This is a genomic window from Allopontixanthobacter sp. (genome assembly GCF_034376665.1).
GTDB lineage: Bacteria > Pseudomonadota > Alphaproteobacteria > Sphingomonadales > Sphingomonadaceae > Allopontixanthobacter.
In genome coordinates this window covers 38055-50170 of the sequence record NZ_JAXMJI010000055.1, presented here as the reverse complement: position 1 = coordinate 50170, position 12116 = coordinate 38055, and the positions used below count along the sequence as shown (strand labels likewise).

General features: G+C 60.8%; 10 protein-coding genes and 1 pseudogene. 7 read left to right on the top strand and 4 right to left on the bottom strand.

The features are described from left to right. The coding region (locus U0988_RS05805) for a MoxR family ATPase (protein WP_322291682.1) at window positions 1-745 on the top strand (745 nt) is incomplete at its 5' end. A 21-nt stretch (window positions 746-766) separates the two neighbouring features. Here the strand turns inward: U0988_RS05805 and U0988_RS05800 are convergent. Further along, on the bottom strand, window positions 767-2170 hold the full coding sequence (locus U0988_RS05800) for a methyl-accepting chemotaxis protein (RefSeq protein ID WP_322291681.1): 1404 nt from the start codon (window positions 2168-2170) through the stop codon (window positions 767-769). 153 nt (window positions 2171-2323) lie between these two features. Between U0988_RS05800 and U0988_RS05795 the strand changes: the two genes are divergently transcribed. Continuing rightward, a complete protein-coding gene (locus U0988_RS05795; protein ID WP_322291680.1) occupies window positions 2324-3226 on the top strand; it encodes a DUF817 domain-containing protein in 903 nt (300 codons plus the stop codon). Between the two features lie 9 nt (window positions 3227-3235). Further along, window positions 3236-4416: pseudogene (locus tag U0988_RS05790) on the top strand (vWA domain-containing protein). A gap of 24 nt (window positions 4417-4440) precedes the next feature. Here the strand turns inward: U0988_RS05790 and U0988_RS05785 are convergent. Next, a complete protein-coding gene (locus U0988_RS05785; RefSeq protein WP_322291679.1) occupies window positions 4441-5637 on the bottom strand; it encodes a DUF1343 domain-containing protein in 1197 nt (398 codons plus the stop codon). After that, window positions 5634-6113, bottom strand: coding sequence for a DOMON-like domain-containing protein (locus tag U0988_RS05780; protein ID WP_322291678.1), 480 nt, complete (start codon window positions 6111-6113; stop codon window positions 5634-5636). The genes U0988_RS05785 and U0988_RS05780 overlap by 4 nt, the downstream gene beginning before the upstream one ends. Before the next feature lie 92 nt (window positions 6114-6205). Here U0988_RS05780 and tyrS point away from each other — a divergent pair, with 92 nt between their 5' ends. From tyrS to cysK, 4 genes are all read left to right on the top strand, one after another. Next, on the top strand, window positions 6206-7435 hold the full coding sequence (gene tyrS, locus U0988_RS05775; protein ID WP_322291677.1) for a tyrosine--tRNA ligase: 1230 nt from the start codon (window positions 6206-6208) through the stop codon (window positions 7433-7435). 112 nt (window positions 7436-7547) lie between these two features. Further along, a complete protein-coding gene (locus tag U0988_RS05770; RefSeq protein WP_322291676.1) occupies window positions 7548-7886 on the top strand; it encodes a PilZ domain-containing protein in 339 nt (112 codons plus the stop codon). An 80-nt stretch (window positions 7887-7966) separates the two neighbouring features. Then, the gene (locus tag U0988_RS05765) at window positions 7967-9271 is read left to right on the top strand and encodes an MFS transporter (protein WP_322291675.1); all 1305 of its coding nucleotides are present in this window, start codon (window positions 7967-7969) and stop codon (window positions 9269-9271) included. After that, window positions 9268-10188, top strand: a complete 921-nt coding sequence (cysK, locus tag U0988_RS05760; RefSeq protein ID WP_322291674.1) for a cysteine synthase A — start codon at window positions 9268-9270, stop codon at window positions 10186-10188. The genes U0988_RS05765 and cysK overlap by 4 nt, the downstream gene beginning before the upstream one ends. 75 nt (window positions 10189-10263) lie before the next feature. On the opposite strand, the gene U0988_RS05755 is transcribed toward cysK, so the two are convergent. Next, window positions 10264-12069, bottom strand: coding sequence for an acyl-CoA dehydrogenase C-terminal domain-containing protein (locus U0988_RS05755; RefSeq protein WP_322291673.1), 1806 nt, complete (start codon window positions 12067-12069; stop codon window positions 10264-10266). Between the last annotated feature and the right edge of the window lie 47 nt (window positions 12070-12116).

Genomic DNA, 12116 nt, shown 5'->3' with positions numbered 1-12116 from the left:
ACCCGGCACCGGCAAGACGGTTCTGGCCCATGAAGTGGCCAAGGCAATGGGCGCACCGCTGATCGAGTGGAATATCAAGTCCACTACCAAGGCGCAGCAGGGCCTGTACGAATATGACGCGGTTGCGCGGCTGCGGGACGGCCAGCTTGGTGAACAGCGGGTCCACGATATTTCGAACTACATCAAGAAAGGCAAATTGTGGGAGGCTTTCACCAGCCCCGAATTGCCGGTGCTGCTGATCGACGAAATTGACAAGGCGGATATCGAGTTTCCCAACGATCTACTGCAGGAACTCGACCGGATGAGCTTCGACGTTTACGAAACGAAGGAGCGGATCGAGGCGAAGGAACGCCCGATCATGATCATCACTTCGAACAATGAAAAGGAACTGCCGGACGCATTCCTGCGCCGCTGTTTCTTCCATTACATCAAGTTTCCCGACCGCGACACAATGCGGGAAATCATCGACGTCCATTTTCCCGATATCCAGAAGATCCTCGTCACCAAGGCGATGGATATCTTCTATGAAATTCGCGAAGTTCCAGGACTCAAGAAAAAACCCAGCACGTCCGAATTGCTCGATTGGCTCAAGCTGCTGCTGAACGAGGATATGCCGCTGGAAGTTCTGCAGGACCGTGACCCGGCCAAGGCGATCCCGCCGATGCACGGCGCGCTGCTGAAAAACGAGCAGGACGTGATGCTGTTCGAACGGCTTGCCTTCATGGCCCGCCGCCAGGGCGGCTAGGCGCGGAAGCCGATCTCGGGATCAGTCCTCGAATGAATAGGCCAGCTCGAAGTCGCCCCAGCGCCGGCCGTTGATGAACAGCGGCACATAGACATTGCGCACGACCATATACTGCTGGCCGTCGCCTTCCTGCCGGTACACCGCCATCATATAGGGCGCGGTGCTGCGCTTTGCCTTCGCATCCAGCGCGTCGAACAGGATCCGGCCGTTGCGGCAGAATTCTGTATCATGCGCCAGTTCGCCGGTTGGCTGGCGCGAATGGGCGGTAACGTGGGTGGGCAGAAAGCCCTTCATGTCGGCCTGCGAACACATCCGGATCGGTGCACCTTGCGCCGAAATCCGGTCAAGCACTGGCCGCCAGTTCTGGTCGGCCCAATCGCTCAGACCGGTGCGGAAACGCGGCGGGTTGCTGCCCGCGACACTCTGGTAGTTCTGGTCGAACAGATCGCTTTCTGAAAGTTTTCCGTCTGCCAGCGCTGCTTCCGCCCGCTCCGCAATTTCATTCGCGACGGCTTGCGCGCGCTCGACCACTTCACTGTCCTTGGGGGACAGTCCGGCTTTCACGATCCCGTCGAACATTTCGCTGGCGGTAAGTTCCAGCTCGTTCATCCGCCGGTGGGCGGTCTGCAATTGGTCTTCGTTGTGGCGCGCGGCAGTGTCGAAGCTATCGAGTACGTCCTGCACCCGGTGGACATGACCGCTGATGGTGCTGGTCGATCGTGCGATCTGATCGTTCTGCCGGTCCACTTCCTCGACCAGTTCGGCGACCCCGTTGATGGTCTGTTCGATCTGGACGACGGAGCTTTTCGCATCGCGGCTCGCCTCGGCGCCGTTTTCGATCTGCGCGATCACGCGTTCCGCCTCGCCGCCGAGCGTGTCGATGGTGCGGCCGATTTCTTCGGTGGCCTTGCGGGTATCGTTGGCGAGGCCTTTGACTTCGCTGGCGACCACGGCGAAGGTTCGCCCGGCATCGCCCGCCCGCATGGCCTCGATGGTGGCATTGAGCGCGAGAATGTTGGTTGTCTCGGCGATCTGGTCGATATCCTGCGCACAGCGCCGCACCTGTTCCATGGCCGCGGCAAAGCCGGTGACGTGCTGGGACAGTGTGTCGACCAGGTCGAGAAGGTCGGAAATGCGCCCTAGCGAGGTCTGGATCATCTCCGTCCCCTGCCCTAGCCGCTCGATCGCACGTTCGGACAGCAGCCGCGCTTCGTCGCTGGCTTCGGAGACCTTGCGCTGGTCCGCTTCCAATTCGGCTACGGTTCCCTGCAAGGCACCGTGTTCGGCGCGCAGCTTTTCCGAGGAGTGGATCACCGACTGAACGATCCCGGCCACGTCGGAACACCCGACGGTAACCTCGCCGCAACTTTCCGGTATCAGGTCGATCGAACCCGGAAGAACATTGCCGAAAGTCTCATGCTTCATTGATTGCGGCCCCTAATCTGTGCGCCGCGGCTGTAACCGGATCAGGGTTACCATCATCTTAAGATTGTCTCGAAGGGGTTAAATTGTAGTGCCAATTGCCGCCCGATTCGTGCTTAGGAGGCATTCGACCTTTCCACCTGCGCGGAACAGCAGATGCCCCGGACCAGCCCCGACCCCGAAATCAGCGCCGCGGCGACGCGGTTCGCCGGTATCCGTGCTCGGCTCGAGACCTATAGCCCGCCTCGCGGTTGGCCGTCATGGATCTACGAATTCCTGCTGTTCGGGTTCAAACAGGCCTGGGCCTGCCTGTTCGGCGGGCTGATGCTGGCGCTGCTGATGGCAACCCATCTGCTCTATCCCGGCGACGCCGTGCTGCCCCGCTACGATTTCCTGACGCTGGCAGCGCTTGCGATTCAGGTCGCGATGCTCGTTTTCCGGCTGGAAACCCTGAACGAGGCCAAGGTAATTCTCGTATTTCACGTGGTCGGGACGATCATGGAAGTGTTCAAGACCTACGCCGGATCATGGGAATATCCCGAGGCGAGTTATCTCCGGATCGGCAATGTTCCGCTGTTTTCCGGCTTCATGTACGCCGCCGTCGGCAGCTATATCGCGCGGGTGTGGCGGATTTTCGATTTTCGGTTCACCGCATATCCGCCGGCCTGGACAACCTGCGTCCTGGCTGCCGCGATTTACGTGAATTTCTTCGCGCACCATTACCTGATCGACGTGCGCCTGGGCCTGTTCGCCATCCTTGGCGCGCTGCATCTGCGGACAAGGATATATTTTCGTGTCTGGCGCAATGACCGGTGGATGCCGTTGCTGCTGGGCTGGTTCCTGGTTGCGGTGTTCATCTGGCTGGCGGAAAACATCGCCACCTTCGCCCGCGCCTGGACTTATCCCGATCAGGCAGACGGTTGGGCGATGGTATCCTACGGCAAGCTCGGCGCATGGTACCTGCTGATGTATATCTCCTTCGTGCTGGTCGCGGCGGTGCACCGGGTTCACCGGCCGTCCGCCAACAGCCCTCTGGCGCCGGAGCCGGAGGCAGGATAGGGACGGCGCATGTTTTTCGATTTCGTAGACGAGCTGCGCGCGGCGGGGATCAAGGCTTCCTTCAAGGAACATCTGACTCTGCTGGAAGCGCTGGACAGGGATGTTATCGAGCAGACGCCTGAGGCGTTCTATTACCTCAGCCGCGCCACTTTCGTGAAGGACGAAGGTCTGCTCGACCGGTTTGATCAGGTGTTGACAAGGTCTTCAAGGGGATCATCAGCGATTACGGCCAGAACCCCGTCGAAGTGCCCGAAGACTGGCTGAAAGCCGTCGCGGAAAAATTCCTCTCGCCCGAGGAAATGGAAGCGATCAAGTCGCTCGGCGATTGGGACGAGATCATGGAGACACTGAAGAAGCGGCTGGAGGAACAGGAAAAGCGCCACCAGGGCGGCAACAAATGGGTCGGCACCGGGGGCACCAGCCCGTTCGGCAATTCGGGCTACAATCCCGAAGGCGTACGGATCGGCGGCGAGAGCAAGCACAAGCGCGCCATCAAGGTGTGGGAAAAGCGGGACTTCAAGAACCTCGACAACACGCGCGAACTCGGCACCCGCAACATCAAGATGGCTCTACGCCGCCTCCGCCGCTTCGCCCGCGAAGGCTCGGCGGACGAGCTCGATCTCGATGCGACGATCGAAGGCACCGCCAAGCAGGGTTGGCTCGACATCCATATGCGCCCCGAACGGCACAATGCGGTCAAGCTGCTGCTGTTCCTCGATGTCGGCGGATCGATGGACCCGTTCATCAAGGTCGTCGAAGAATTGTTCAGTGCGGCTAATAGCGAATTTAAAAATCTGGAATTTTTCTATTTCCACAACTGCCTGTATGAAGGCGTATGGAAAGACAACCGCCGCCGCTGGGCCGAACGGACCAAGACCTGGGATATCCTCCACAAATACGGTCACGACTACAAGATCATCTTCGTCGGCGATGCCGCCATGAGCCCCTATGAAATCACCCACCAGGGCGGCAGCGTCGAACACATGAACGAGGAAGCCGGCGCGGTGTGGATGAAACGGGTGACAAACACCTATCCCGCCACCGTCTGGCTGAATCCGGTCCCGGAAAACCAGTGGAATTACTCGCAATCGACCAAGATGCTCAAGCAATTGGCCGGCGACAGGATGTATCCGCTGACACTGGACGGTCTGGATGATGCGATGCGGGAGTTGAGCCGGAAGGCGGGGTAAACCGGGAAGCTATGGCTTGGACCTTCAATAGAGCTTGTGCTGCTCCACCGCCCCGAGCCATGCCACCTCGTCAGCCGCCGCCAACGCCTGTAGATCGCCAGGTTCCTGCGCCGGATCATCGACCCATTCGCGCAGGCCTGGACCGCCGTTAATCACGTCGATCGCGAGCCGTTCCAGCTCGTATTCGTAGGGGAAATCGCGCCATAGATCATAGTTTGGATAGACACTGCGGATTGCCTTGAAGGCGAGCGCCTGCAACCGCCACGGGCGGAACGCGGCGTGGTCGTAGAAAGGACCTTCCGCGTGGATCATCAAGGCGTTGCACAGCGTTCCTGCGTGTTTGTGGAAGGTCGGTTCGAAATGGCACTCGCGCAGTTTGCAGCCGCGGAGCCATTCGGGGGCGAGGCGTTGCATTTCGCGGTGCACCGCGGCGGCGTCGACATCGGGTGCGCCGAACAACACCTCTAAGGGTCGGGTCGTGCCCCGGCCTTCGCTGAGGGTGGTGCCTTCGAGCATGACCGTACCGGCATAGGCGCGCGCCATATTCACGTTCGCGGCGTTGGGACTCGGATTGATCCAGACGCGGCCTTCGGGCCAGCCGCAACCGGGACCCTCCGGATTCCAACCCTCCATTTCGACCACGCGGTAATCCAGATCGAGGCCAAAATGCTCGATGAACCAATGGCCCATTTCGCCCATGGTCAGCCCGTGCCGCATCGGCATCGGACCCGCGCCGACGAAGCTCTCCTGACCCGGCACCAGCAACGTACCCTCCACCGGGCGGCCCGCGGGATTGGGCCGGTCGAGAACCCACACGGTCTTGCCATGTTTGACAGCCTCTTCAAGCAGATACAGCAAAGTAGTGACAAACGTATAGATCCGGCAGCCGAGATCCTGCAGGTCGAACAGGAACACATCGGCGCTCGACATCATCTGCCCGCTGGGCCGGCGAACCTCGCCGTAGAGGCTGAACACGGGGATGCCGTAGACCGGGTCGGTCTCGTCACGCGTTTCGACCATGTTGTCCTGCTTGTCCCCCTTCAGTCCGTGCTGCGGCCCGAAGGCGCTCGTGACATTGACCCCTGCCGCAATCAGCGCGTCGAGCGAATGGGTGAGGTCCGCCGTCACCGACGCCGGATGCGCCACCAGTGCAACGCGCCTGCCGGACAATTCGGCGAGCAGTTCAGGGGATGCGAGCAGGCGATCGATACCGAATTTCATGGGTTCTCCGGTGCCGCAAGCGTGGCGGTGAAGCAAGCGGGATCGTGGAAATCAGGTGCGCTTCCGGAATGGCAAAGCGACCAATAGCTTTTGACGCCGCCGGTCTCCTCGATCACCGCAGTGAGCGCCATGGCAGCGGGCAATCGGGGCAGCGCCGCAGAGGGGATATATCCGTCGAATATCGACGTCTTGCCGCCCGGTCGGTAGGTGGCCTGCAGATCGCGCGGGACTGGTCGGCCCTCCGGTTTGCCGCGATAGTCTTCGAAATCATAGGCCGCCCATTGCGAAGATGGCGAGAGGTTGAATTCGGTATAACGCCCGGTGTCCGGCTCTTTCAGGAACAGCTCGAAACACGTTGTCTGCCACAGACCATCAGCGCGCCCGCGCCTGCGGAACGGCGGAACGATTACCTTCTGCGCGCCCGTGACCGTCCAGCGCAGGCCCAGCCAGTTGCGGTCATGCGATAGGATCCCCACCGCTACCCCGCTTACCGACCGTGGCTTGTGTGCCGGATGGGGGACAAGTTGGTGCTTTTCGATTCCGCATCCCCTGTGCTAGCCGCGCGGCCATGACCGAATTCCGCTCCGATCTCATGCGCCTGCTTTCCGAGCGTGGCTATATCCATCAGGCGACCGATGCCAAGGGCCTGGATGCTCTGGCCGCGAAGCAAGTCGTGCCGGGGTATATCGGCTTCGACGCCACCGCGCCCTCGCTGCACATCGGCAGCCTGGTGCAGATCATGATGCTGCGCCGCCTGCAGCAGGCCGGGCACAAGCCGATCGTCCTGATGGGCGGCGGGACCACGCGGATTGGTGATCCCACCGGGCGGGACGAAAGCCGCAAGATGCTGGACGATGATACCATCGACGCGAACATTGCTTCGATCCGTACTGTATTCGAAAAGCTGCTAACCTTCGGCGACGGACCGACCGATGCAATCATGGTCAACAATCATGACTGGCTGAAGCAGCTCGGCTATATCGAGATGCTGCAGAAGGTCGGAACGCATTTTACCATCAACCGGATGCTGACATTCGATTCGGTGAAATTGCGGCTCGAGCGCGAACAGCCGATGACCTTTCTGGAATTCAATTACATGATCCTGCAGGGATATGACTATCGTCATCTCGCCCAGACCATGGGCGCGCGGTTGCAAATGGGCGGCAGCGACCAATGGGGCAATATCGTCAACGGAATCGAACTCACCCGCCGGATGGACGGGATGGAGGTTTTCGGCCTGACCACGCCGCTGCTCACCACGGCAGACGGCGCAAAGATGGGCAAGACTGCTGCCGGTGCCGTGTGGCTCAACGAAGCGCAGCTGCCGAATTACGACTTCTGGCAATATTGGCGCAACGTGGACGACCGGGACGTCGGCCGGTTCCTGCGGCTGTTCACGGACCTGCCACTGGAGGAAATCGCCCGGCTGGAGCGTCTCGAAGGAAGTGCAATCAACGATGCCAAGGTAATCCTCGCCAACGAAGTGACGGGGCTGGTGCGCGGAATTGCGGCGGCAAAGACTGCGGCGGAGACAGCTGCGGCGACATTTGCGGGTGGCGGGTTGGGCGATGATCTGCCCACCCTGTCGCTGGGCACGGAAGGCATGGGCATCGCCGCGATTTGCTCCGCGGTGGGATTCACGCAGTCCAACGGCGAGGCGAAACGCAAGATCGCCGAAGGAGCCGTTAAAATCGACGATGCGGTGATAGACGACCCCTCCTTCGTGCTGACGATCCCACCCGGCGAGAGCCGAAAGCTGAGCCTCGGAAAGAAGAAGCACGCCATTCTGACAGTCTGAAACTGTCGGAAACGCGCCGTAACGTGTCATTTCAGGACAATCGGCTTTTACAAAATATCAGCCTTTTGGCTCCATAACGCTCCTTCCAGAGAAGAACGGAAGGCAAGGTCCATTGACTGTCGGAGCACAATTATCAGTAACTGACCTGCGCAGGGCAACGCGTCATCCGGTCGATTTTCCGGTGATCGCGGAGCACCGCGACCACGGGGACATGAAGCTGCATATCAGCAATGTCTCCGCGCATGGCTTCATGGTGGACGACGGGGAGAAACTTGCCCGCGGCGACCGGGTCATCGTGCGCCTGCCGGTCGTGGGCCGGATCGAAGCCTATGTTATCTGGCTGCTCGACAACCGCGCCGGGTTCCAGTTCGAACGCATCATCCGGTACGATGATTTCATGCAGATCATCGACACTCTTCAGCCCAATCCGCGTCTGCGCAAAACCCGGTAAGATCGGAAAATCCGGGGGCGGGGTCGCGCTCCGGCAACTGACCGCTTGGATTTACCTGGCGGGCCTGCCATGGCCCTCGCGTGAGCGGTCAGAGTTCCCCCTTCCGGATTGCAAACTTTCGCGCCTATTGGGTCGCGCGTCTGGCGATGACGCTGGCGCAATATGCGATGCTGCTGATCATCGGCTGGCAGACCTACAACATCGCACGCGATAGCGGCATGAGTGTCGGCGAATCGTCCGGCCAACTCGCACTCATCGGGCTGCTCCAATTCCTGCCGCTGTTCGTCCTGACCCCCTTCTCGGGCCTTGCGGCGGACCGCCTCAACCGGAAAACCGTCGCCCGGATGACGGTCGGCCTGCAGATGGCCTGCGCCGGATTGCTCGCTGCGCTGACGTGGTGCGGCATGATCACGCTGTTGAGCCTGTTCGGCGTTGCAATATTGCTCGGGATTGCACGCGCCTTTGCCGGACCGGCGTTGTCGGCCCTCGCCCCCAATCTGGTGCCCAAGGCGATCTTGCCCAACGCGATCGCGCTATCTTCGATTGCATGGCAAGTGGGCATGATCGTCGGCCCGGCCATCGGCGGCTATTTCTATGTCATCGCACCCGCCCTGCCCTATGCAGTGGCAGGCGGGTTGTTTGCCGTTTCGATCATCGCTCTCAGCCTGATTGGTGAGGTCCCCAAAAGCCCGATCCTCGGCGCGCAGCGGCCCGTGGGACAGATTGTGGACGGCCTGCAATACGTCGTTCGCAACAAGATGGTGCTGGGCGCGATCACGCTTGACCTGTTCGCCGTGTTTCTTGCAGGCGCGACGGCCTTGTTTCCGGTTTACGCCCGCGACGTTCTGGATGTCGGCGCGCCCGGCCTCAGCCAGCTTGCGGCGGCGCCAGCGGTGGGGGCCGCGCTGACCGCGCTCTATTTCTCTTTTCGGCCGCTCAGAACCCACGTCGGGCCCAAAATGCTGTGGGCGGTCGCGATATTCGGCGTTGCCACGATCATCTTCGGAGTATCGACTTCGATGCCGCTGTCGCTGGCGATGCTGTTCATCGTCGGCGCGGCGGACATGTTCTCGGTCTATATCCGGCAGTCGCTGATCCAGCTGCACACCCCGGACGACAAGCGCGGCCGGGTTTCGTCGGTGTCGCTGATGACGATTTCGGCCTCGAACGAATTCGGCGATTTCTTTTCCGGAACCCTCGCCTTCTTCATCGGTCCAGTGCTGGCAGTGGTGACCGGCGGGGCCGGGGCGATCCTCACGGTGGCTATTTGGAGCCGGATCTTTCCCGTGCTCCGAACCACGCGGACCTTTGATCCGCCTGACGAATTGTTGCATACAGGGCCGGAAGCCGAACCGGAAACAGCGCCGCAAGGAGAGAAATCATGAAAGCCGCCTCCGTTCTTGCCACCATCGGCAATACTCCGCACATCCGCCTGTCGCGGATGTTTCCGGATCACGAGGTCTGGATGAAGTCAGAGCGGGCTAATCCGGGCGGCTCGATCAAGGACCGCATTGCGCTGTCGATGATCGAGGCTGCCGAGCAGTCGGGTGAGCTGAAACCTGGCGGCACAATCATCGAACCGACCTCCGGCAACACCGGGGTAGGTCTTGCGATGGTGGCGGCGGTCAAGGGCTATACCCTGCTGCTGGTTATGCCGGAATCGATGTCGATCGAGCGCCGCCGACTGATGCTGGCTTACGGTGCCAAATTCGACCTGACCGACAAGGCGAAAGGCATGAAAGGCGCGATCGAACGCGCGCAGGAGCTGGTCGATCAAACCGAAGGCGCTTGGATGCCCCAGCAATTCGACAACCCGGCCAACGTGGCCATTCATGTGTCCACGACAGCGCAGGAAATCCTCCGCGATTTCGCCGAGGACCCGATCGATGTGATGATTACCGGCGTCGGCACCGGCGGCCACCTGACCGGCTGCGCGGAGGAGCTCAAGCGCCGCTGGCCGAAGATGAAGGCCTACGCGGTCGAGCCGGAGCTTTCCCCGGTGATTTCCGGCGGCAAGCCCGGCCCCCACCCGATCCAGGGCATCGGCGCGGGCTTCATTCCCGGCAATCTGCACACCCAGGCAATCGATGGTTCGATCCAGGTGGATGCGGACAAGGCGAAGGAAATGGCGCGGCGTTCGGCTACCGAGGAAGGGTTGCTGGTCGGCATATCCAGCGGCGCCACGCTGGCAGCAATTGAGGCGAAACTTCCGGACCTCGATCCGGGAACGCGGATTCTCGGCTTCAATTACGATACCGGTGAACGCTATCTCTCCGTCCCGGATTTCCTGCCAACCGAATAGCAGTCGGCACTCTCACCAAAAGAAAAAGGGCATCCACACCAGCGGACGCCCTTTCCTTTTGGACTATCGAGCCGATTACGCCGCCGTGGCGAAATCGTCCGCTTCCAGCGCCATCATCGATGCAGCGCCGCTTTCGATCTTGCGGCGCAGCGCACCGGCATCGGGAATGAAGCGGTCGGCATAGTACCGCGCGGTAGTCAGCTTGGCTTCGTAGAATGCCTTGTCGTCAGTACCCTGCGACAGCCTGGCGGCAGCAACCTTGGCCATCCGGAGCCACATCAGGCCGAGCGAAACGATGCCCATGATGTGCATATAATGATGCGCGCCGGCACCAAGATCATTGGGGTTCTGCATCGCATGCTGCATGAACCACATTGTCGCAGCTTTCTGGTCGGTCAGCGCCTTGTCGAGTGCTTCGGCAATCGGCTTCAGGGTTTCGTCGGCCTTGGCGGAGGCGATTTCCTCGTCGACCGTCTTGAAGAATGCCTGGATCGCCGCGCCACCCTTGTGGGCCAGTTTTCGTCCGCACAGATCCATCGCCTGCACCCCGTTGGTGCCTTCATAGATCATTGCAATGCGCGAATCGCGGACGAATTGCTCCATGCCCCATTCGGCGATGTATCCATGACCGCCGTAAACCTGCTGCATATTGTTGGCGATGTCATAACCCTTGTCGGTGCCGTACCCCTTGATTACCGGAGTCAGCAGGCTGATGATCATGTCGGCCTCCTCCCGCTCTTCCTCGGTCTGCGCCTTGTGAGTCAGATCGACTTGCAGCGCGCCCCACAGCGCGAGTGCCCGCATCCCTTCGGTGAACGCCTTGGCATCCATCAGCATCCGGCGGACATCCGGGTGGACGAAGATCGGATCGGCCTGCGCCTGAGGATCGGCGGGACCGGTCAGGGCGCGGCCCTGGCGGCGGTCCAAAGCGTAGGTCACCGCATTCTGGTAGGAAATCTCCGCCTGCGCGAGGCCCTGGATACCCACCCCGAGCCGGGCGGCATTCATCATGATGAACATGGCGGCGAGGCCCTTGTTCTCTTCGCCGACCATCCAGCCCGTGGCACTGTCATAGTTCATCAGGCAGGTCGAATTGCCGTGAATTCCCATCTTTTCTTCGATCGATCCGCACATCACGCCATTGCGCGCGCCGGGATTGCCATCGGCATCGGGCAGGAACTTGGGGACGATGAACAGCGAAATGCCCTTGGAACTGTCGGGCGCACCGGGAGTCTTGGCCAGAACCAGGTGAATGATGTTTTCCGACATATCGTGTTCACCGGCGGAGATGAAAATCTTGGTGCCGGTGATCGCATAGGACCCGTCCGCTTGCGGCTCCGCCTTGGTGCGGATCATGCCCAGATCGGTGCCGCAATGCGGCTCGGTCAGGTTCATGGTGCCGGTCCATTCGCCGGAGATCATCTTGGGAAGGTACATTTCCTTCTGCTCGTCCGATCCCTTTGCAGTAATCGCGGAAATCGCACCCGCGGTCAGGCCGGGATACATGGCAAAGGCCTGATTGGACGCAGCCATGAATTCCTCGACCACAAAGCCCAGGACATGCGGCATACCCTGCCCGCCGAATTCCTCGGGCTGGGCAATCGTGCCCCAACCCGATTCGCGGTACTGCTCGAAGGCTTTTTTGAAACCGGTGGGCGTGGTCACGCTGCCATCGGCGTTGCGAGTGCACCCTTCACGGTCGCCCACCTGGTTCAGCGGGTGCAGGACTTCCGCACAGAATTTCCCCGCTTCGTTGATTACCGTGTCGATCATGTCCGCCGATGCATTCTCGAACCCCGGAAGATTGCCGTAGCTGGCCAGATCGAGCATTTCATTGACGATGAACCGCGTGTCGCGCGTCGGAGCGGTGTAGGTGGGCATGAATGTGTCCTTTGCGAGGGTTTGTTCGGGGGGTGAACGCAGGCGGC